Consider the following 21,006-nt stretch of genomic DNA (forward strand, 5'->3'; position numbering starts at 1 on the left):
ACCGGTGACTTTTCAAGGAAAGCCGCCTGCTGCTATAGTGGGCACCTTAAACCAAGGAGCAACCATGAAAGCCTTACTCGTATTGACGGCCATTGCCCTGCTGGGCGGCTGCGCAGAGCTGAAAGACGCTGGCCGGACCGTTGGCCACACCACCAAAGAAGTGACCCGCGACATAGGTCACGCCACCCGTGATGCAACCAAGGCCGTTGGCCATGCCTCCCGCGATGCAGTCAACTCAGTTAAAGAAGAGTTGAGCGAAGAAAAGAACTGATCAGGCAGCTGCCGCCCGCATCCCATGGGGTGCGGGCAGCCCCTTCTCATTCACGTGCACAAATACCAGCTTTTCCACCGTCACCACAGGCAACTGGGAAACCTTGTTGCGCACCATGGCCCTTACCGCGATGGAGCTGTGGCCGACACTGATCAGCTCAAAGCCAAACTCCAACACATCACCGGCTCTGGCCGGGGTGATGAAATTGATTTCAGCGATGATTTTGGTCACATGCCTGTCGCTCTTCATCTGACAGGCAGCAAAGATGGCCGCTTCTTCATCGAGCCAGCTGAGCAGCTGGCCGCCAAAGAGGGTGTTGGCAGGATTCAGGTGATCGGGTTTAACCAAACGACGGCTTAGGAATTTCATGGGGCGTCCTCCGTGATAGTGGGCCCCATGACTAAAGCAACCTCTAAGCCAATATTTTAAATCTTATATTTCAATAAATTAAAAATACCACCTGTTATAAATCACTGATTTCTGCACCAGGATTGCGCGTCATGCACATTAACAGCGCAATCAGAGCGCGTTTTTCAGCGCCGCCACGAAGGCCAGAACTGCGTCGCGACTGATGTCATTGTGGGTAACCAGACGCAAATTTTGGGAAGGGCTGATAATAAAGCCCTGGCTCGCCAACTCGGCGGCAATGCGCTTGATGTCGATATGCTCGGCAACCCTGGCAAACACCATATTGGTCTGGATTGAAGCAGTGTTGACATCAAAACCATCAATCATCGACAACTCACGGCCAAGGAGCGCGGCATTGTCGTGATCTTCGGCCAGTCTTTGCCACTGAGACTCCAGCGCTATGATGCCCGCAGCGGCCAGAATCCCCGCCTGGCGCATGCCACCGCCCAGCATTTTACGCCAGCGACGTGCCTTTTTAATCAGTCTGTCATCCCCCAGCAGCAAAGAGCCCACTGGCGCACACAGTCCCTTGGAAAGACACAGGGAAACAGAATCAAAGTGCCCGGCAATCTCGGCCATTGGCTTGTTAACCGCCACCGCCGCATTGGCAAGGCGGGCGCCATCGAGGTGAATTTTAAGGCCCCGGTTAAAGGCCAGCGCCTGTGCATCGGCCAGATACTCCATAGGCAGTACCTTGCCACCTATGGTGTTTTCCAGGCTCAACAAGCGGGTGCGGGCATAGTGCACATCATCGGGTTTAATGGCGGCTTCGATGTCGCCAAGGGCGATGGTGCCATCGGCCTGATTGAGCAGCGGCTGGGGCTGAATGCTGCCAAGCACGGCGGCGCCGCCACCCTCAAACCGGTAGTTGTGGGCATCCTGGCCACAGATATACTCATCTCCACGCTCACAATGGCTCATCAGTGCCAGCAGATTGGCCTGGGTACCGGAGCTGGTAAAGAGTGCAGCATCAAACCCCAGCATCTCGGCCGCCATGGCCTCCAGACGATTAACCGTAGGATCGTCACCATACACATCGTCCCCCACCTGGGCCTGTGACATGACCTCGCGCATCGCTGCGGTTGGCTGAGTGACTGTATCGCTTCTGAAATCTGCCTTCATGCTAATCCCCCCGGGGTAGTAATACAACTGACTGGCCGATTATCCAGACCTTACCACCTGAAGGCCAGCATCTTTGTGACGTCCCCTGCTGACACCCGCTGAAACAACTCATTCACACATAACAAAAACTAATACTTCCAGAAAGTTAATCTTGATTGAAAAGCCCTGCAGTTAGGGCAGAATGCGGCTTTTACCCAAGAGACGTCTTCCTTTGGAACAAACAGAATTTATTATGCTGCTGTGGCTCATCGGTATACTGGCCGAAGCCATGACAGGCGCCCTTGCCGCCGGACGCAAACAGATGGATCTCTTTGGGGTGGTGATCATAGGTCTGGTGACCGCCATCGGTGGCGGCACCCTGAGGGATATGCTCCTTGGCAACTATCCGCTGATTTGGATTGCCAACTGGCACTACCTGATTGCCATTGCTGCAGCCTCGCTGCTGACGGTGCTTATCGCCCCGCTGATGCGCTATCTTGGCCGTCTATTCCTGGCCATCGATGCCCTTGGCCTGGCGGTGTTTTCCATTACCGGCGCCCAAAAAACCCTGATGTTGGGCTATAGCCCCGTGGTCGCTGTGGCCATGGGGGTGGTCACCGGCGTCTTTGGCGGTGTGCTCAGAGACATTTTGTGCAATGAGATCCCACTGATTTTCAGACGGGAGTTTTATGCGCTGGCGTCCCTGCTTACCGCCAGCCTTTACGTGCTGCTGGCGCTCAGTGGTTTTGGCGGCTGGCCAAGCCTGCTGGGCTGTTTGGTGCTGGGATTCGGGCTGCGTATGTGTGCCATCCGTTACCACTGGTCAATGCCCACCTTTAACTATCAGAGCGATGCTCACCACTGAGTCCCACATAAAAAACGCCGGCATTGCCGGCGTTTTCGTTATTGCTGACTGATGTCTTTCAAGGCAGCGAGGGCCGCATCGTAATCCGGATGATGACTGACTTCACCAACCAACTCTTTGTATCTTAAGGTGCCCTCGGCATCCACGATAAAGATGCTGCGGGCGAGCAAACCTCTATCTTCTATCAACAGGCCGTACTCTTCGGCAAAGTTACGCCAAACTGAGTCTGACAATACCTGAATATTCTCAACCCCTTCAGTCTTGCAAAAACGCTTTTGCGCGAAAGGCAGGTCGGTGCTCAGGGTCAGCATCACCACGGACTTGCCATCAAACTTACCCACTTCGTCATTGAAGCGCTTGGTTTGCAACGCACACACACCGGTATCCAGGCTGGGAACGGCGCTGATAAGAACCGTTTTGCCTTTAAAATCGCTAAGAGCAACCGGCTTAAATGAAGCATCGACTACCCTAAACCCCGGTGCGGTTTCACCCACCTGCGGCAGGGTTCCCGACAACATCACCTGCTTACCCCCCATGGTGACACTGTCTCTGTCCTGGGCCATACCCTGGGCAGCAACCAGGACCAAGCCTATGCATAACGCCTTTTTAAACATTGTTTTTCTCCCTGTCATCAACCGATAGCTGAGTGTTGCAAAGTGTGGCCAATACCGCCAGCCCTGGCATAAAAAAAGCCGGCGATTGCCGGCTTTTTACATTGCTGCAGCTTACTTGGCCGCAGGCAATTCCTTCACATGGATATCCATCTGCGGATATGGGATACCAATGTTATTGGCATCGAGGGCATTTTTGATTTGCTCGGTCAGCTCAAACTTGGCTGCCCAGAAGTCAGCACCCTTAACCCAGGGGCGCACCACAAAGTTAATGGAAGAGGCACCCAGTTCACTCAGGGCAACGGTATAAGCCGGGTCTTTCAGCACGTACTGGTTGTTGTCCAGAATGTCGGTCAGGACTTTCTTGGTCAGCTTGATATCGGCGTCGTAGGCAACACCAATCACCATGTCCACACGGCGCTTGTCCATGGCAGAGTAGTTGGTGATGGTGCCATTCATGATGGCTGAGTTGGGCGCAACGATAACCTTGTTGTCAGGCGTACGCAGCTTGGTGGAGAAAATAGTGATTTCATCCACGGTACCGGCGATGCCGGCCGCTTCGATGTAGTCACCCACGCGGCATGGACGGAACAGCACCATCAGCACACCGGCAGCGAAGTTGGACAAAGAGCCCTGCAGCGCCAAGCCAACAGCCAGACCGGCGGCACCGATAACGGCAACCAGAGAGGCAGTCTGTACGCCGATTTGCCCCAGGGTGGCGATAACGGTGAAGACAAACACCACAGCCCACGCCAGGTTGGCAACAAAAGAGGTGACAGTGGGGTCAACCTTGCGGTTGTTCAGCATCTTGGTGGTTAACTTCTTCACTAAATTGGAGAAGTACTTACCGACCAGGAAAATGATAATGGCAAAAATGACTTTCAGACCGTAGGTCATGATCAGCTCTGGAGCCTGATCGATTAATCCTTGGATATTATCCATGAAATTACTCCCTTAACTTAAAAACACTGTGCTATTCAACGAGTATCAAAATATCGACACGGCGGTTTTGTTGTCGGCCAATCTCGGAGTTATTGGGGGCAACGGGCATTGACTCCCCAAAGGATGCTGTCGTTATTCTCGCTTTAGGGAAAGCAAAATCCATGGCGAGGGTGGCAGCAACATTGTCAGCCCGCTCGGCTGACAAGCGATAATTGGCCGCATCAGTTCCTATGTCGTCTGTGTGTCCCTGAAGCAGCAACGAGACAGGGTCTGCCTCGATACTCTTTGCCAACCACGCCAGCTTGGCGGCAGCTTCAAAAGGCACGAACGCCGATCCAAAATCAAAATAGATCGACAGGATTTCACCCTGGTGACAAGTGGATGGGTATGGATTCATCTGTGACGTCATCAGACACACAGGAGCAGGCGCGCTGACCGGAATAATACACCCGTTGGCCCCCACTCTGCTGCCCACCGGCGTACCGGGACAGGCATCCTTGAAATCAGGTACTCCATCTCCATCTTTGTCGCTTATCGCATGCAGCGGCAAACTTATCAGTCCAACCAGCACCCCAACGCAAAGCCAAGGGTTCATAGTGAAATCCCGGGATGTGTTAATCATCGCCGGAGATTCCGGCAGTCGGGGTTATGAACCCCAATCAACAACGAGAGATATTTTACTGCTTAATTTGCAAAGAAAAAGGATTTTGTTCGACGTCAACGAAAAGCCTAGCAGCGCCATCCAGGATTTCAATCAATTGACTGAGAATCTGTGGCAGCCAAAATCGGCATGGCCTGTGTATGCCACTGCTGCCAGAGTGCCAGACGGCAACGGGCAGGATCCTCATCGGCAGCGAGGGCCCTCATACCGGCAAGCAGACGCGCCAGCAGCGCCTTGTCCTCATCGAGCCAGGAGTGATAAAGCGGGGTATAAAAACCGTGGCGGCCGCCAAGGTCGAGTTGGGTATCAAAGCCACGACGAATGCCGTTAAGACACAGGGCTCTGGCCTTGAAGTGACGACGCTCCTGATAGGGTAACCCGAGCTTTGCAGGTACCGCCGAGTACAGGAGAATAAGAGCCAGAGTGCCGGGAGGCGTTGCCTGCCAGTGTTCCAACTCGCCCTGATTTGCCTGCTCAAGCAACATGGCCCAGTAGGCATGATGGCTCGCCATAGGCTCAGCAAATTCAAATGCACCCGCCCCGTGAGCTTCGAGCGCCTGCTGTTCGGCAGTAAACCAAGAGGTCAGAAATGACTGCATATTCTTCTTATTCCCTATCGAAAAGCCACAGGCCAAGTAAAAGTTTGGCAGAGCCAAAGCTTATCAGCCGCGCGCCTTGCGGGCTTCTCTACTTTGGTCGTACGGCCATCTCATGCTCAAACCAGCGTTGTCTTATTTCATCGTACAGCCAGTAGAATACGAGCCCATAGAGAAGAAAAAACATCAAAAAGCCCGCCTCCAGCAGCAACGCCTGCCACAGGCTGATATCAAGAAACCAGGCTACCGGGGGTAAGGTCGCCAGCATCAGCCCGAGCTCGAACCCCAGAATATGGCCAACCCTGAGTACTGCGGTTTTGCGCAGCCTAAAGTGTTGGCAAAAGCGCTCGAATCCCTGATTGTAAAAATAGCTCCAGCAAACGGCATAAAGGCTAAGCGAGGCCGCGACAATGATCATTTCCCCGGGATGATGTCCTCCAATCAAGGTTGACAGCGGCACCAACAGCAGCAGTGCTACGCCCTCAAACAGTAACGCCTGCAAAAGCCTTTCACGGCGACTTTTAATGACTGTACTTCCCATGGAAAACCTCGTGATGAATAGGGCACTCACAGGATTATCCATCTGCTATTATGTGCAATAAAGTTAGCTGCCATCTGGATATTCGATATGTTATCGAGCGATCAACTCTTGTGTTTTGTCACCACAGTGGATGAAGGGTCCTTTTCAGCGGCAGCCCGAAAACTGAGTAAAGTGCAATCCGCCGTGAGCCAACAGGTGATTAATATGGAGATTGACTGCGGCCACAGTCTGTTTGAGCGCAGCGGACGTTATCCCACACTGACTGAGGCAGGCCAGCGACTGCTACCCTATGCCCGTGCCGTGCTCGGTCAGCAGCAGCGGCTTGAACGGCAACTGACGCTGCTCGACATGGCCCTCCCAAATCGATTGACGCTGGCACACGACGAAGGAATTGAGATAGATAAGACGCTGATGATATTAAGGTTACTGGCCGAACAGCAGCCTGGGCTCAGCATCGAACTGCTTTCGGCTTCCAGCAGCGACATTATTAAAATGGTCCAGCAGGGGCGCGCCAGTGCCGGACTGGTATTCAGTGAAACCCTCTACCCCGAGGGAGTGGATTTCGAATCCGTTGGTGGCGTGCATTTTGAGCCCGTTGTGGCAAGTCACCACCCGCTTGCCGCTATGCGCCTTACCCACGTGGATGAACTTAAGTTGCACCGGCAGTTGGTGATTGGCTCAAGAGCCATGGGGCATTCAGTCTTCAGCGCTCCCCACTCACCTGACGTCTGGTATGCCGATAATTACCACGTACTTTTGACCATGGTGCAGGAAGGGTTTGGCTGGGCACTGCTTCCGAGTCATCTGGTAAGAGACGGTTTAGCGTCAGCCACCCTTGTGCCTCTGCCGGTGGACTTTGAGGCCCTCGGCTGGCACGCCAACGTGGATATTATTCAGCATCAGAGTCTGTCGATGCAGCCTCTCGGGAAAGAGCTCCGAGCTCTGGTAAGGGATGAGGGTGTTCGATGATTGCGATAAAAAGCGCTGAAAAAGCGGTAATAAAAAAGCGACCCATGGTCGCTTTTTTATTGCACCGAGCCTTACTTGGCGTCGGGTTTTGGCGGGTAATTCAGCATCACACCGGCCACGGCTTCACGCACCTTGGCTTCACGTTCCTGTGGCGTGTTGCTGTCGCGAATGGTATCGGCCACTGAGCCGCGCCACACCAATTTACCGGATTTATTATCAATTAAATCAATAATTAGTGTACCAACCTCATACTCGCGCACCGTGGTTTGAGTCTGCACATTACCACCCCAGCCCCAACCCGGGCCCCAGTATGGGTTATAGCCATAGCTGGTGTTGAAGGTGTCGACATTGATTTTCTTATCGACCTTGGTGAGGTAGTTCACCAGCAGATCGGCACCGGCTGCCTCTGACTTACTGAATCCCTTTTGACCGAGTTCAGTCTCGATGGCATCACGCACCCTTTGATCCATCAGGCCATCGAGGTGATAACCGGCTTCATCGTCTTTCTTTTCTACCCAGGCATAGGTTTTGTATTGGTTGAAAGTCACTCCGGGATCGAAGTCCCAGCTGGTTTTCATACTGGAACAGGCACTGAGGGCCAGCAAGGCCGCCGCAACTACAATCTTTTTCATAAAGGGTCTCTCCGAAGCAAAGTCTTCTGCCCTTTCAGACAGATAAGAGGCAATTAGGTTCAGCTTAACTGTGCTTTTTGTGACTAACAACTGAAATTACCACAAATGCAAAATCGAATCTTGACCCATTGCCGCCACTTGTTGATAATAATTATCAATTAGATTTAATTTCATTCAGGCAGGGAGTCTTATGTATTGGTTTATTGCAGCCGCCGTCATTGCATCCGTTATCGTGCTATTTGGTCCCCGCACCGTCCCCGCAACAGGCCCGGTAAAGGCAGATTCCACACAGGCCGGTATTTCAGGCAGCCACTACAGCCTGTTACTCCTGGCTGTACTGGTTTCGCTGTGGCTGCTCTTTACCCAGTCTTCAGCGGATAAAATGCTGCCTGTTGCCCTGACGCTGGGACTGACCGCTACCTGCGCGACCTTACTGGTGACCAAATTGCAGTCGTTGCTGCTTCCCTGCGCCCTTGTTACCACCATTCTGCTTATCCTTAATTTTCTGAATATGTTTTAACCTCTTATCCAGACAAAACACCACCTTAAGGGTGGTGTTTTGTTTTTTATCGCCACAACATATATTTGCCGACTCTGGTAAACTGACTAAAAGAGACTGTGGCAGAGTGAACTATGAGAATCGATCCGAACGTATTACTGGTGTACAGCACAGATAAGGGCAGAATCGATGAGCCCACACCTGAAGTTGAAGTGCCCAAAGGCGACGGCGTGGTACGCATCCACAGAGACAGCAAAGGCCGCAAAGGCAAGGGTGTCAGCGTGATAAGCGGCCTGGGACTCGACCAGGCAGCACTCAAGGAGCTGGCTCAAAAACTGAAGAAGCAGTGTGGCTGCGGCGGAACTGTGAAGGACTTCGACATTGAAGTCCAAACCGACAACCGTGAATTGCTAAAGGGTCTGCTGGAAAAACAAGGATTTACCGTAAAGCTTGCGGGAGGATAACCATGTCGATGGAAAGCCTTAAAAATCATTTCCTGATTGCCATGCCAAGCCTTAATGACGGCTTCTTTGACAAGACGGTTGTTTACCTCTGTGAGCACGATGCCAAAGGCGCCATGGGCCTGATTATTAACCGCCCCGTGGGCATGAGCGTGCGTGATCTCCTGTCACAACTGGATTTAATGCCCGACGAAGGCATATTGCTTGGCGAGAGTGCCGATCAGGTGCTGGTGGGCGGCCCTGTCAATCCGGAGCGTGGTTTTGTGCTGCATACCACTCAGGAAGGCTGGGTAAACTCCAGCAGGCTGACGGATGAGCTGATGCTCACCACCTCCCGAGACATCCTCTCTGCCATAGGCACCAGCAAAGCCCCCAGCCACTTTATGGTGGCTCTGGGCTATGCCGGCTGGAGCGCCGGGCAGCTGGAGGAAGAGCTGGCACAAAACAGCTGGCTGACCATTCCTGCCAGCGATGAAATCCTGTTTGCCATTCCCCACGAAGACCGCTGGAATCAGGCCAGTAAAGCCCTTGGTTTTGAGCTGTGGCAAGTATCCAATCAGGCAGGGCACGCCTGATGAGCACAGTGATGGGATTCGATTTTGGCACCAAGAGTATAGGTATTGCCGTTGGCCAGTCGATAACCGGCAGCGCCAACCCACTCACCTCCGTCAAGGCGGTGGACGGCATTCCCAACTGGGAAGACATAGGTAAGTTAATCAACGAGTGGAAACCCGATCTGCTTGTGATAGGCCTGCCGCTAAATATGGACGGCACTGAGCAGGAGATGACCCAGAGGGCACGCAAGTTTGCCAACCGTCTGAATGGCCGTTTCGGGGTAAAGATAGCCACCCAGGATGAGAGGCTGACCACTGCCGATGCCAAAGCCAGATTATTTGAATTTGGCGGTTTTAAAGCACTCACCAAGGGCCAGGTGGATGCGGTATCGGCAGTATTGATTGTCGAAAGCTACTTTGAAAATCAATATGGCGCCTGATGGTGCCATGATAAAAAACGCCGCAAGATGCGGCGTTTTTATTTCTTACCCCTTTTGCCTGAACCACTCAGAGTACTTTTGGCAGAGCGGCCTCGATGGCAGCCTTGAGCTCAAGGCTGTCGGGCTTCACCCGTGAGTTAAAAGCCTTCACTTCATTACCATCAGCAGACACCAGATACTTGTAGAAATTCCACTTGGGTGAACCTGCTTTTTCGCCCAAATACTCAAAGACCGGATTGGCGTCGCCGCCACGCACCGCCGAGGTCGCCAGCATGGTAAAGGTCACGCCGTAGTTGAGGTAACATACCTTGGCAGTATCCTTTTCATCGTTTTCTTCCTGAAAGAAGTCATCCGATGGAAAACCCACCAGCACCAACCCCTTGGGGCCATATTCCTTGTTGAGCTGCTCAAGTGCCTTGAACTGTGGCGTAAAGCCGCAGTTACTGGCGGTATTGATAAAGAGCACCGGTTTGCCGGCGGCAATGTCGCAAAGGTTCACCGACTCACTTGAGTGCAGCTTGCGAAACTCATGGTTGAGATACGAAGGACAAACAGCTTGAGTGCCCGCAGTGTGCTCTGCGGCGTTTTGTACCTCAACAGTTTCTGCCATTGCCGGATGAACACCGGCAACCAGCAGTAATGAAAACAATAAGCTACGCATCCTGACTCCTGAATATCTCTGTCTTCAATGACTTTCCCTGTCCGCAATTGGCCAAATTGAGAAAGCATTCTTACTCATCAAATTACGCCACAAGTTGCCGATACGATCAAAAAACCAGGCATATGCCTGGTTTTTCTTTATGACTGAGTGTCAATCCATGTCCAGAGTCACGCCTTCCAGGAAGCCGGAACCCGTGCTTTCGGAGCCTGCGAGCTTGATCATCAAACGCAGATCGTTTGGCGAGTCGGCATGGTGCAAGGCATCGGCGTAGGTGATTTCACCTTCCTGATAGAGCTTGAACAGCGCCTGGTCAAAGGTCTGCATTCCCTGCTCATTGGACTTGGCCATGGTGTCTTTAAGCAAATGCAGCTCATTTTTCTGAATAATGCTCGACACACGGGGCGTGTTAATCAGAATTTCAATGGCCGCACGGCGCCCAGTGCCATCGGCCTTGGGCACCAGTTGCTGCGCCACAATGCCACGCAGGTTGAGTGACAGGTCAAACAACAGCTGCTGGTGCTTGCTCTCCGGCACCAGGTGCATGATGCGGTCCAGCGCCTGGTTGGCGTTGTTGGCGTGCAGGGTAGCCATACAGAGGTGACCGGTTTCGGCGAATGACAGGGCAAACTCCATGGTCTCCTGGCTTCGAATTTCACCGATAAGGATCACGTCCGGGGCCTGACGCAGCGAGCTTTTCAGCGCCGCGTCGAAGGAGTCGGTATCGATACCCACTTCCCGCTGAGTGATGATGCTCTTGCGGTGGTCGTGCACAAATTCCACCGGGTCTTCGATGGTCAGGATATGACCTCGCTCATGGGCATTACGATACCCCACCATGGCCGCCAGCGACGTCGACTTACCGGTACCTGTACCACCCACCATGATGATAAGACCACGCTTACTCATCACCAGATCTTTAAGCACAGGAGGCAGTTTAAGATCTTCCATCTCAGGGATTTTGGTCTCGATACGGCGCATTACGCAGCCGGGAGACTCCCGTTGCCAGAAGGCACTGACCCGGAAACGTCCCAGGTCTTTGGCGGCAAAGGCGAAGTTACACTCACGGCTCTCGTGAAACTCTTTCTTTTGCGCATCCGACATCAGGGACTCAACAAAGTCCAGTGACTGGGCGGGGCTGAAGGCATTTTCCGCCAGAGGCCGTAACTCACCATCGATTTTGGCGCTGGGAGGAAAACCTGCGGTGATGAACAAATCCGAGGCTTTACGCTCGACCATCACCTTCAGAAAGGGACGTACATCCATCATCAATCCTTAAAAGTTTGCCTGTTTGTTGGAACTCTTGGCCATGGCGTCTTCACGGGTGATGAGGCCACGGTTCACCAGATTCTGCAGACACTGCTCGAGGGTTTGCATGCCATGGGCCATACCGGTTTGAATGGCCGAATACATCTGCGCCACCTTGTCCTCACGGATAAGGTTACGAATCGCAGGGGTACCCATCATAATTTCGTGGGCTGCTACCCGACCGCCGCCAATCTTCTTGATCAGCGTCTGGGAAATTACCGCCTGCAAGGATTCTGACAACATGGTACGCACCATGTCTTTTTCACCGGCCGGGAATACGTCGACCACACGGTCGATGGTCTTGGCCGCCGAGGTGGTGTGCAGGGTGCCGAAAACCAGGTGACCGGTTTCTGCCGCTGTCATCGCCAGACGTATGGTTTCAAGGTCACGCATCTCACCCACCAGAATCACGTCGGGGTCTTCACGCAGCGCGCTGCGAAGGGCCGCGTTAAAGCTGTGGGTATGGCGATGCACTTCCCGCTGGTTGATAAGACACTGCTTATTTTGGTGCACGAATTCGATAGGGTCTTCGATGGTCAGAATGTGGTCGTGACGGTTTTCGTTCACGTAGTCAATCATGCCTGCCAGGGTGGTACTCTTACCGGAGCCGGTTGGGCCGGTCACCAGCACCAGACCACGGGGGAAACTGGCGATTTTTTTGAAGATGTCCGGGGCGCCCAGTTGCTCCAGCGACAGAATTTCGCTGGGAATGGTACGAAACACCGCAGCCGCGCCGCGGGATTGGTTAAAGGCGTTTACACGGAAACGGGCAAGATTGGGCACTTCAAAGGAAAAGTCGATTTCCAGGTGCTCTTCATAGTCTTTGCGCTGCTTGTCATTCATAATGTCGTACACCAAGGAGTGTACGCCGGCATGATCGAGTGCAGGCAGATTGATTTTACGCACTTCACCGTCCACCCGGATCATGGGGGGAACACCGGCAGAGAGGTGTAGATCCGAGGCCTTGTGCTTTACACTAAACGCCAGTAACTCTGTGATTTCCATGGTATGGGATATCCATTCAACCGATTGATTACATGATGACAACAATAGCAGACAGACTCTCGCTCGCCCAGCAGCGAATCGTCCAAGCGGCGCAAATTTCTTCAAGAAACCCATCTGAAATCAAATTACTTGCGGTCAGCAAAACCAAGCCTGCCAGCGACATTCAGGCAGCCTACGACGCGGGTCAGCGTTTGTTCGGTGAAAACTATGTTCAGGAGGGGGTGCAAAAAATCACTGACCTCACCTCCCCTTGCCCGGACATCGAGTGGCATTTTATAGGCCCCTTACAGTCCAACAAGAGCCGTCCCGTTGCCGAACATTTTGACTGGCTGCACACCTTGGACCGGGAAAAACTCGCCTTAAGACTCAACGAGCAGCGCCCTGCCCGACTGGCGCCTCTCAATGTGCTGATACAGGTCAACATCAGTGACGAAGAGAGTAAATCCGGTGTGCAACCCGGGGATATTGCAGCCCTTGCCGATGCCGTTTGCGGCCTGCCCCACCTGCGTCTTCGGGGGCTGATGGCCATTCCCGCGCCAACCGATGACCAGGAAAGAGCCAGAAGCGAGCTGGCCAGCATGCAACGCCTTTTTAAAAGCCTGCAACAGAGTCACGGTACACTCGGACAAATAGATACGCTGTCTATGGGCATGAGCGGTGACTTGGAGCTTGCCATCGACAATGGCAGCACTCTGGTGCGGGTCGGCAGCGCTATTTTTGGCGAGCGGGATTACAGTCGCTAAGGCCAATGCGCTGCGGCAATCATTGTATTTACATGGCTTCGCCCCCATATTCTCGGTATCGCCAAGCCTTTAAATTCAAACAGGAATAAAGATGCAAACTAAAAAAATCTGTTTTATCGGCGCCGGAAACATGAGCCGCGCCATCATTGGCGGCCTAATCAAAAGCGGCTACAGCGCCAGCCTTATCACTGCAACCAACCCAAGCATGCCAAAACTCGATGCCCTGGCCGCCGACTACGGCATCAACACGTCACAGGACAATGCGCAAAGCGCCGCGGCTGCCGATGTGATAGTGCTTTCAGTTAAGCCTCAGCTTATGCAGGCAGTATGTGAGTCACTCGCCGGTGTGGTTGATGGCAAGTTGCTGATTACCATAGCTGCCGGTATCCCCGAAAGCCGCTACCATGATTACTTCGCCAAGCAGGTCAAACTTATCCGTACCATGCCCAACACCCCCATGCAGTTGGGGCTCGGCATGACAGGTCTTTATGCCCCTGCCGGCATGCCAGAGGAAGACAAGGCCTTTGCCGGGTCGCTGATGCGCGCCTGTGGTGATATCGTCTGGGTGGATGATGAATCGGGTATTGATAAAGTAATTGCACTGGCAGGCAGTTCACCGGCCTACTTTTTCCTCTTTATAGAGGCCATGATTGAAGCGGGAGTCGAAATGGGGCTGCCAGAGGCCGATGCCCGCACCCTGGCGCAGCAAGCTGCCGTGGGCGCCGCCGCCATGGTAAAACAAAACCCAGGCCTAACCCCGGCCGAGCTAAGGGCCAATGTTACATCCAAAGGAGGCACCACGGCCGAAGCCATCGCCACCTTTGAAGCAGGCGGACTCCGCTCTCTGGTAAAAGAGGCCATGGGCAACTGCATTAAGCGGGCCGAAGAGATGGCCCGGAATTTTTAAGCCACACAGTGGCAGTACTTCGTTGACAATTTAAGGGCAAACCTCATGAATGCGATGGTTTTTTTAGTAAACACCCTGTTTGATCTCTATCTGATGGTGGTGATTTTACGGATCTGGCTGCAACTGGTCAGAGCCGATTTTTATAATCCTTTCAGCCAGTTTATCGTTAAAGCGACCCACCCTATTGTTGCGCCACTGCGCCGTATTTTGCCTCCCATAGGCAAGCTGGACAGCGCCTCGCTGGTACTGGCGTTTGCGGTGGTGGTAGTGAAAATGTTGGTACTGACACTGATAGCCGGGGCCGCCGTTGACCTGCTCACCATATCTGCATACTCAGTGGTGGCCGTAATTAAAAATGCCGGTGTGCTCTTCTTCTGGATGCTGCTTATCCGCGCCATCCTCAGCTGGTTCAATCAGGGTTATAACCCCTTTATTATGGTGATTGCCCAACTGACAGAGCCTGTGCTGGCGCCGGTTCGCCGCGTTATTCCACCCATTGGCGGCCTGGACCTGTCTGTACTGGTGGTCTTTATCGGTCTTAACTTCATTAACATGCTGCTCGCCCAATACGTGCCTTTCTGGGCGTTTATTTGATGAGCGCCATCACTCGCCAGGACCAGGATTTACTGCTGGCGTTGTATGTGCAGCCCAAGGCCAGCCGGGATGAACTGGTTGGTCTTCACGGCGAAGAGCTTAAACTTGTCATCACGGCACCGCCTGTCGATGGCAAGGCCAACGCCCATATCTGCAAGCTGCTGGCAAAAGCCTTCAAGGTGCCCAAAGGCAAGGTGTCTATCGAGCGGGGCGAGCTTGGACGGCATAAATTGGTGCGTATTCAGGCGCCGGAAATAATCCCTGACGATTTTGCACAGTTTCTCTAGCCCCAGGGCAATCTTGATAAAATGCCTAATACGGCCATGGGGTTTATACTTATAACCGAGTTCCCTTGAGGAGGATAAGGACATGTTTCGTCAACTCTTTGCTGCGCTGCTGCTGACAGCAAGCCTGTGCGGCATCGCCAGCGCTGAGCAAAAAGAACAGGTAGGTCAGTTCGACATCCACTATATGGCACTGCCAAGTACCTTTCTGACACCCGCGATAGCCAAAAGCTATGGCATAGAGCGCTCCAACTACACAGGCATAGTCAATATTGCCGTGCTGGACACTTCTGAAGAAGGCAATCCGGCTGTGGCAGTCGAAATTTCAGGTATCGCCAATAACCTGCTCGATGCCAAAGTGGAGCTGAAGTTCCGTGAAATCCGTGAAGGCGCCGCCATCTACTACATCGCCGAGGTGCCCTACCGCAGCGATGAGGAGATAAACTTCCAAATTGCCTTAAGAAGTGGCAACAAGCTAAACACCACATTGAAATTCAAGCAAAAATTCTACATCGATTAATTTGCAAACCTTCTTCAAAGCCTGCATCTGCGGGCTTTGTTTTTTCTGTCTTTCCAAGGCTTCCTTGGGTATCATGACGCCGATTTTGAAAGGGCGCAGTGCGCCAACAGCACAGTGGTCAGGGGGTAATGATGAAGAAAGTGGTTCTAGCCAGTGGCAACAAGGGCAAACTGAAAGAATTCAATGAGATGTTTTCCGAATATTCACTCTCGGTAGTGGCCCAGAGCGAGTTTCAGGTGCCGGACGTGGAAGAAACAGGCACCACCTTCGTCGAAAATGCCATCATCAAAGCCCGCCATGCCGCGGCCATTACCGGCTTACCCGCCATTGCCGATGACTCGGGGCTGGAAGTAGACGCCCTCGAAGGCGCTCCCGGTATTTACTCTGCCCGCTACGCAGGTAGCGGCGCCAAAGATACAGACAATTGGCAAAAGCTGCTCTGTGCCCTCGAAGGCAAAACCGAGCGCAGTGCCCGCTTCCAGTGTGTACTCGTGTATATGCGCCACGCCAAAGACCCAACCCCAATCATTTGCCAGGCTGCCTGGCAAGGACGTATCGGCCTCGAAGCCCGGGGCGATAACGGCCATGGATACGACCCTGTGTTCATTGCCGAAGGCGGCGAGCTGACCGCTGCTGAAATGTCATCGGATGCGAAAAATGCCGTGAGCCACCGCGGCAAGGCGCTTAACGCGCTGCTGGCTGAGTTCAGAAACAAAGGCATTATCTGAGGAAAGACCGTGAAGCTTGAACTGCCTCCTCTGAGCCTTTATGTCCACATCCCCTGGTGTGTACAAAAATGCCCCTATTGCGACTTTAACTCCCATGGAAAACAGGGCGATTTACCCCAGGAAGCCTACGTCGATGCGCTGCTGGCCGATCTCGATGCCGATTTGCGTTATGTTCAGGGGCGCGCGCTTTACAGCATCTTTATTGGTGGTGGTACCCCGTCGCTGTTTGATGCCAGTGCCATTGGCCGTCTCCTCGAAGGCGTAAAGGCCCGCATCCCCTTTTGTGATGACATAGAAATCACCATGGAGGCCAATCCGGGCACCCTGGAGCATGATGACTTCAACGCTTATCGCGAGGCTGGTGTTACCCGCCTGTCGGTGGGCGTGCAAAGCTTCAGCAGGGACAAGCTTAACCTCCTTGGCCGCATTCACGGCCGCGATGAGGCAACCCGTGCCGCAGAGCTTGCCACGGCCGCCGGCTATCAGAGCTTTAACCTGGATTTGATGCATGGTCTGCCCAACCAGTCGTTTGATGAGGCCATGGCCGACATAGACACGGCGGCGAGTCTCAACCCACCCCATCTGTCCTGGTATCAGCTCACCATCGAGCCAAATACCCTGTTCCACTCCCGTCCGCCGCAACTGCCGGACGACGAAGCGCTCTGGCATATCTATGAACAGGGCCAGAAGAAGCTCGCGGCCCTGGGTTATGAGCAGTATGAGATTTCGGCCTACGCCAAACCGGGCTTTCAATGCCGCCACAATCTCAATTACTGGCAGTTTGGTGACTACCTCGGCATTGGCTGCGGAGCACACGGCAAGGTCACGGTTCCTGCTGAAAACCGCATACTGAGAACGGTTAAAATAAAGCACCCCAAGGGCTACCTGGCGGCCAGCGATTATCTGTTTGAACTGTCGGAAGTGCAGGAAGAGGACCGCCCACTCGAATTTTTGATGAACCGTTTGAGGCTGATGACTCCCATCGCCAAAGGCGAATTTGAGTCCCGCACCGGCCTTGATGCCAGCTTGCTCGACGAAGGTATGGCGCAGGCCAGCGAAAAAGGCCTTATCCGGCATAGTGAAGATAGCTGGACCCTGACCCTCAAGGGCCATATGTTCGTTAACGACTTACTGTCCCATTTCCTCTAATCCGCACAATCACCTGGATTGTTCCACAGACAGGCCTATAAATGCCTGCCTGTGGAAGCCGGGAAACATTTACTAACACTAAACTCTGAAATTTAGTCATGGCTTCTTTAGGATGTTTCCATCAACACGAGGAAGCCAAGTCATGCCACATCCGAATAACAAAAAAAATAAAACCTCTCTCATCGCGGCCAGCCTGTTGCTTGCGCTGGGCGTAGCCCCCGGTTTTACCGTACAGGCGCAGCCTCTGGGCGCAGCCCAGCAAGACACTGCGCAGCAAGCGATGAGCGAATCCGCCAAAGCCAATGCCCTGTTCGAGACCCAGTTTATGGAAAACGTCATGGCAAGCCCTATCAGCCAAACCATGATGGGTATTAAGGGCGAAGACTATGGCAAATGGGATGAAATCAGTGAGGCGGCCGATGCCGAGGATCTGGCCCGTGCCAAACGCCACCTGGTGGAGCTCAAGGCCATTGATGCCAGTGCCCTGGATTCGCAAACGGCGCTCAGCCTGACACTGGCAGTGCAACGCCTCGAAAATAAGATTGCCGACCACAAGTGGCGCCTGCACAGCTACCCGGTCAATCAGATGTATGGCGTCCACTCGATGACAGCCTCCATCCTTATCAACCAGCACACCGTTGATAATCTGGATGATGCCAAGGCCTATATCAGCCGCCTCAATGCAGTGCCCAAGCGTTTCAGGGAGCTGAAAGACGCACTGGAACTCAGAGCCGCCAAGGGTATTATTGCGCCCAAGTTTGTATTTCCCCACGTGATTAACGACAGCCGCAATATCATCAAGGGCGCGCCCTTTGAAGCCGGTGAAGACAGCACCCTGTGGGCAGATTTCAAGCGCAAGGTCGAAGCCCTGAATTTGGACTCAGCCACCAAAGAGGGGCTGTACAGCGAAGCTAAAACCGCTCTGAACACTGCAGTCAAACCCGCCTACGACGACCTGATTGCATACCTCAATACCCTGGAGCAAAAGGCCGACACCCGTGATGGCGTGTGGAAACTGCCCGACGGCAACGACTACTACAACAATGCCCTCAAGCGCACCACCACCACCAACATGGATGCCATTGCCATCCATGAACTGGGCTTGAAGGAAGTGGCACGCATTCATAACGAAATGCGCGACATCATGAAAGAAGTGGGCTTCAAAGGCAGCCTGAACGACTTCTTTATCTTTATGCGCAACGATGAGCAGTTTTACTACCCCGACACCGACGATGGTAAAGCTGCCTATATCAACGATGCCAAGGCATTGATTGACAATATGTCTGCCCGTCTGGATGAGGTCTTCGCCATCAAGCCCAAGGCAGGGTTAATCGTTAAACCTGTTGAGTCTTTCCGCGAGAAAAGCGCTGGCAAGGCCTTCTACAATCAGCCTTCTCCGGATGGCAGTCGCCCTGGCACTTACTACGCCAACCTGTACAGCATGAAGGCCATGCCCAAATACCAGATGGAAGCACTGGCATACCATGAAGGCTTACCCGGCCATCATATGCAGATTGCTATAGCCCAGGAGCTGGAAGGGATCCCCAAATTCCGCCGCTTCGGTGGTTACACCGCCTACATTGAGGGCTGGGGTCTCTATACCGAATATTTCCCAAGGGAAATGGGCCTGTACCGCGACCCATACTCCAACTTTGGCCGCCTGGCCATGGAGCTGTGGCGTGCCTGCCGTCTGGTAGTGGACACGGGTATCCACGCCAAGAAGTGGACCCGCGAACAGGGCATTGCCTACTACAAGGACAACACCCCCAACGCCGAATCAGATGCGGTGAAAATGGTTGAGCGTCATATCGTGATGCCATCGCAGGCGACCGCCTATAAGGTAGGTATGAACCGAATTCTGGATCTGCGAGCCTATGCCCAGAAGTCCTTGGGAGACGCCTTTGATATTCGCGAATTCCACACCCTGCTGCTGAAAAACGGCCCACTGCCATTGGACGTGCTTGAGTCCAAGGTGCAGGAATGGGTGAAAGACAGCAAACAGCAGTCTGCAAGGCTGTAACTCGCTTAAGACGAAAAAAAGCCACAACCTCAGGGTTGTGGCTTTTTTTCTTGGGGCTTTCCCCAAATTGGCTGCCTGTAGACCGCACTTGTTAATTTAATGGCGGTTTATGTAGGGTACAGGGCATCCGAAATTTTGTTTCATCCAAAAAAATCACCCCGGTACTATGTCCGGGGTAAACCAAAAAACTAGGATGATGGTTTCAAGGCCGGACCGGTTTTAATAATAAACTCTGCCGGCATTGTCTTGAGACTTGCTCTTCGCAGACCTGCGCATCAACAGCGGAAGGGGTCATTTCCCCTGTCAACACGGACTCAGATCATCTCAATCCAATTGCTGACCATTGTATGAATTTACGAACAGACTTCAAGCAGGCTTAGAAAAAGTGCTTAAGCAAGCACTAAAAAACCGGCTGTTCCAGCCGGTTTTTTATTATTGCTAAAGCACTGAATTTAAAAAATAAATATCAAATTTTAATACAGAGATCACACAATTATCCATTATCACAAACAATGAATTTTAAAATCATCGCCGCTCGTCATAGAGAGACTGATAAGGCGCATCCCAGTAAGGCGGCGTACCTATGTGATTTTTAATGAAGTCGATGAAGGAGCTTACCTTGGGTGCCAGATGTTTACGGCGCGGGTAAACCGCCTGCAGTGGCAGATGGTGAGTCAGCTGCCAATCACGCAACAGAGGCACCAGAGTGCCCTTATTGATTTCATCTTCCATCAGATAACTGGCGAGATACACAACGCCGAGCCCGCTGACCGCTGCCGACTTGAGCGCCGGCGCATTGTCTACCCGGAAATTACCCGAGACGCCGATTTCACAGTAATCGTCACCACGCTTGAATTGCCACACGCTGTGTTCATGCCACTCACCGTGATACACAAGACAGTTATGGTCAACCAGCTGCTCGGGGCGGCTTGGCTCGCCATGGCGGGCAATATACTCGGGAGAAGCCACCAGCAGGAACTGACACTTCATCAGGGGTCTGGCGACCATACCAAGGGGCAGTTGCTCAGACATGGTCAGCAGCAAGTCCAGGCCTTCACTGACCACATCCACTTTGTGGTCCAGCAGGCTCACCTGCAGCTCAAGCTCCGGGTGTCTTGCCATAAACTCGGGCAAGGCCGGAATAATGTGCATGGTGCCGAAGGATTGGGAGATACCGACTTTCAACACCCCACGTGTGGCATCATTGAGGTTGTGAACGCTGGCAACAGCCTGATCGGCATCGCGCAGCAACTCTTCACCCTGTACATACAGCAGGTGTCCGGCCTCGGTCAGGCTCAAACTGCGGGTAGTACGCTGAATAAGCTGAACCCCCAGTTTATGTTCCAAATCGGCCACCTGGGTACTCACCTTGGATTTGGAAATCCCGAGTTTTCTTGCCGCGGCGCTGAAGCTGCCGGCTCTGGCTACATGGGTAAAAATAGCAATGGGTTCTAACAGTTCTAACATGAAGGTGGCCTTAAGCTATGTTCAGCCTGTCCTCGCCAAGGGAGGAAAACGGGACAAACCAATGATAATCAA

The 21,006-nt window shown here is 53.1% G+C and carries 27 protein-coding genes; 15 read left to right on the top strand and 12 right to left on the bottom strand.

What is annotated here, in order from left to right; genetic code table 11:
- The first annotated feature begins 64 nt into the window (after nucleotides 1-64).
- Nucleotides 65-271 carry a hypothetical protein gene (locus K0H79_RS12850; protein WP_220065161.1) on the top strand — a complete coding sequence of 69 codons (207 nt, stop codon included), beginning with the start codon at nucleotides 65-67 and terminating at the stop codon, nucleotides 269-271.
- On the opposite strand, the gene K0H79_RS12855 is transcribed toward K0H79_RS12850, so the two are convergent.
- Both K0H79_RS12855 and ltaE read right to left on the bottom strand, forming a co-directional pair.
- A complete protein-coding gene (locus K0H79_RS12855; protein ID WP_011760572.1) occupies nucleotides 272-640 on the bottom strand; it encodes an acyl-CoA thioesterase in 369 nt (122 codons plus the stop codon).
- Nucleotides 641-790: 150 nt separating this feature from the next.
- Entirely contained in the window at nucleotides 791-1,801 is a 1,011-nt protein-coding gene (gene ltaE / locus K0H79_RS12860; RefSeq protein WP_220076078.1) for a low-specificity L-threonine aldolase, read from the bottom strand.
- 232 nt (nucleotides 1,802-2,033) lie between these two features.
- On the opposite strand from ltaE, the gene K0H79_RS12865 reads away from it, so the two are divergent.
- Nucleotides 2,034-2,645, top strand: coding sequence for a trimeric intracellular cation channel family protein (locus tag K0H79_RS12865; protein ID WP_408733394.1), 612 nt, complete (start codon nucleotides 2,034-2,036; stop codon nucleotides 2,643-2,645).
- A gap of 38 nt (nucleotides 2,646-2,683) precedes the next feature.
- On the opposite strand, the gene tpx is transcribed toward K0H79_RS12865, so the two are convergent.
- The 5 genes from tpx to K0H79_RS12890 all read right to left on the bottom strand — a co-directional run bounded on the left by tpx (nucleotide 2,684) and on the right by K0H79_RS12890 (nucleotide 5,996).
- Nucleotides 2,684-3,259 carry a thiol peroxidase gene (gene tpx / locus K0H79_RS12870; protein WP_220065164.1) on the bottom strand — a complete coding sequence of 192 codons (576 nt, stop codon included), beginning with the start codon at nucleotides 3,257-3,259 and terminating at the stop codon, nucleotides 2,684-2,686.
- A gap of 111 nt (nucleotides 3,260-3,370) precedes the next feature.
- A complete protein-coding gene (locus K0H79_RS12875) occupies nucleotides 3,371-4,198 on the bottom strand; it encodes a mechanosensitive ion channel family protein (protein ID WP_220065165.1) in 828 nt (275 codons plus the stop codon).
- Between the two features lie 31 nt (nucleotides 4,199-4,229).
- Nucleotides 4,230-4,793, bottom strand: coding sequence for an OmpA family protein (locus K0H79_RS12880; RefSeq protein WP_220076080.1), 564 nt, complete (start codon nucleotides 4,791-4,793; stop codon nucleotides 4,230-4,232).
- Between the two features lie 155 nt (nucleotides 4,794-4,948).
- Nucleotides 4,949-5,458, bottom strand: a complete 510-nt coding sequence (locus tag K0H79_RS12885; RefSeq protein WP_220076081.1) for a DUF924 family protein — start codon at nucleotides 5,456-5,458, stop codon at nucleotides 4,949-4,951.
- 88 nt (nucleotides 5,459-5,546) lie between these two features.
- Complete coding sequence (locus K0H79_RS12890) at nucleotides 5,547-5,996, bottom strand: PACE efflux transporter (RefSeq protein WP_220076082.1); 450 nt, start codon at nucleotides 5,994-5,996, stop codon at nucleotides 5,547-5,549.
- 87 nt (nucleotides 5,997-6,083) lie between these two features.
- Between K0H79_RS12890 and K0H79_RS12895 the strand changes: the two genes are divergently transcribed.
- Nucleotides 6,084-6,965: a LysR family transcriptional regulator gene (locus K0H79_RS12895; RefSeq protein ID WP_220076083.1), complete on the top strand. Its 882-nt coding sequence runs from the start codon at nucleotides 6,084-6,086 to the stop codon at nucleotides 6,963-6,965.
- 71 nt (nucleotides 6,966-7,036) lie between these two features.
- Here K0H79_RS12895 and K0H79_RS12900 read toward each other — a convergent pair whose 3' ends face one another.
- Nucleotides 7,037-7,597 (bottom strand): DUF4136 domain-containing protein, encoded by a 561-nt coding sequence (locus K0H79_RS12900; protein WP_220065170.1) that lies wholly within the window; start codon nucleotides 7,595-7,597, stop codon nucleotides 7,037-7,039.
- A gap of 190 nt (nucleotides 7,598-7,787) precedes the next feature.
- Between K0H79_RS12900 and K0H79_RS12905 the strand changes: the two genes are divergently transcribed.
- From K0H79_RS12905 to ruvX, 4 genes are all read left to right on the top strand, one after another.
- Complete coding sequence (locus tag K0H79_RS12905; protein WP_220076084.1) at nucleotides 7,788-8,117, top strand: hypothetical protein; 330 nt, start codon at nucleotides 7,788-7,790, stop codon at nucleotides 8,115-8,117.
- 113 nt (nucleotides 8,118-8,230) lie between these two features.
- Complete coding sequence (gene yciH / locus K0H79_RS12910; RefSeq protein WP_220065172.1) at nucleotides 8,231-8,560, top strand: stress response translation initiation inhibitor YciH; 330 nt, start codon at nucleotides 8,231-8,233, stop codon at nucleotides 8,558-8,560.
- An 8-nt stretch (nucleotides 8,561-8,568) separates the two neighbouring features.
- Entirely contained in the window at nucleotides 8,569-9,132 is a 564-nt protein-coding gene (locus tag K0H79_RS12915) for a YqgE/AlgH family protein (protein ID WP_220078160.1), read from the top strand.
- Entirely contained in the window at nucleotides 9,132-9,551 is a 420-nt protein-coding gene (gene ruvX / locus K0H79_RS12920) for a Holliday junction resolvase RuvX (protein WP_220065173.1), read from the top strand. The genes K0H79_RS12915 and ruvX overlap by 1 nt, the downstream gene beginning before the upstream one ends.
- A 67-nt stretch (nucleotides 9,552-9,618) precedes the next feature.
- Here the strand turns inward: ruvX and K0H79_RS12925 are convergent, their stop codons facing one another.
- From K0H79_RS12925 to K0H79_RS12935, 3 genes are all read right to left on the bottom strand, one after another.
- On the bottom strand, nucleotides 9,619-10,161 hold the full coding sequence (locus K0H79_RS12925) for a glutathione peroxidase (protein ID WP_220078161.1): 543 nt from the start codon (nucleotides 10,159-10,161) through the stop codon (nucleotides 9,619-9,621).
- Between the two features lie 201 nt (nucleotides 10,162-10,362).
- Nucleotides 10,363-11,475: a PilT/PilU family type 4a pilus ATPase gene (locus K0H79_RS12930; protein ID WP_220065174.1), complete on the bottom strand. Its 1,113-nt coding sequence runs from the start codon at nucleotides 11,473-11,475 to the stop codon at nucleotides 10,363-10,365.
- A gap of 9 nt (nucleotides 11,476-11,484) precedes the next feature.
- Nucleotides 11,485-12,522, bottom strand: coding sequence for a type IV pilus twitching motility protein PilT (locus tag K0H79_RS12935; RefSeq protein ID WP_220065175.1), 1,038 nt, complete (start codon nucleotides 12,520-12,522; stop codon nucleotides 11,485-11,487).
- Nucleotides 12,523-12,557: 35 nt separating this feature from the next.
- Here K0H79_RS12935 and K0H79_RS12940 point away from each other — a divergent pair, with 35 nt between their 5' ends.
- The 8 genes from K0H79_RS12940 (at nucleotide 12,558) to K0H79_RS12975 (ending at nucleotide 19,467) form a co-directional block, all read left to right on the top strand.
- A complete protein-coding gene (locus tag K0H79_RS12940; RefSeq protein ID WP_220076085.1) occupies nucleotides 12,558-13,265 on the top strand; it encodes a YggS family pyridoxal phosphate-dependent enzyme in 708 nt (235 codons plus the stop codon).
- Between the two features lie 91 nt (nucleotides 13,266-13,356).
- On the top strand, nucleotides 13,357-14,172 hold the full coding sequence (gene proC, locus K0H79_RS12945; protein ID WP_220076086.1) for a pyrroline-5-carboxylate reductase: 816 nt from the start codon (nucleotides 13,357-13,359) through the stop codon (nucleotides 14,170-14,172).
- Nucleotides 14,173-14,217: 45 nt separating this feature from the next.
- Nucleotides 14,218-14,766, top strand: coding sequence for a YggT family protein (locus tag K0H79_RS12950; RefSeq protein ID WP_220065178.1), 549 nt, complete (start codon nucleotides 14,218-14,220; stop codon nucleotides 14,764-14,766).
- Nucleotides 14,766-15,053, top strand: coding sequence for a DUF167 family protein YggU (gene yggU, locus K0H79_RS12955; RefSeq protein WP_220076087.1), 288 nt, complete (start codon nucleotides 14,766-14,768; stop codon nucleotides 15,051-15,053). The genes K0H79_RS12950 and yggU overlap by 1 nt, the downstream gene beginning before the upstream one ends.
- Before the next feature lie 82 nt (nucleotides 15,054-15,135).
- Complete coding sequence (locus K0H79_RS12960) at nucleotides 15,136-15,570, top strand: DUF4426 domain-containing protein (protein ID WP_220076088.1); 435 nt, start codon at nucleotides 15,136-15,138, stop codon at nucleotides 15,568-15,570.
- 131 nt (nucleotides 15,571-15,701) lie between these two features.
- On the top strand, nucleotides 15,702-16,298 hold the full coding sequence (gene rdgB, locus K0H79_RS12965) for an RdgB/HAM1 family non-canonical purine NTP pyrophosphatase (protein ID WP_220076089.1): 597 nt from the start codon (nucleotides 15,702-15,704) through the stop codon (nucleotides 16,296-16,298).
- 9 nt (nucleotides 16,299-16,307) lie between these two features.
- The gene (hemW, locus tag K0H79_RS12970) at nucleotides 16,308-17,447 is read left to right on the top strand and encodes a radical SAM family heme chaperone HemW (RefSeq protein WP_220076090.1); all 1,140 of its coding nucleotides are present in this window, start codon (nucleotides 16,308-16,310) and stop codon (nucleotides 17,445-17,447) included.
- A 142-nt stretch (nucleotides 17,448-17,589) separates the two neighbouring features.
- Complete coding sequence (locus K0H79_RS12975; protein WP_220076091.1) at nucleotides 17,590-19,467, top strand: DUF885 family protein; 1,878 nt, start codon at nucleotides 17,590-17,592, stop codon at nucleotides 19,465-19,467.
- Between the two features lie 525 nt (nucleotides 19,468-19,992).
- On the opposite strand, the gene K0H79_RS12980 is transcribed toward K0H79_RS12975, so the two are convergent.
- Nucleotides 19,993-20,934, bottom strand: a complete 942-nt coding sequence (locus tag K0H79_RS12980; RefSeq protein WP_011760595.1) for a LysR family transcriptional regulator — start codon at nucleotides 20,932-20,934, stop codon at nucleotides 19,993-19,995.
- Nucleotides 20,935-21,006 lie beyond the last annotated feature (72 nt).

Origin of the sequence: Shewanella sp. FJAT-52076 (assembly GCF_019457455.1) — a bacterium.
Lineage (GTDB): Bacteria > Pseudomonadota > Gammaproteobacteria > Enterobacterales > Shewanellaceae > Shewanella > Shewanella zhangzhouensis.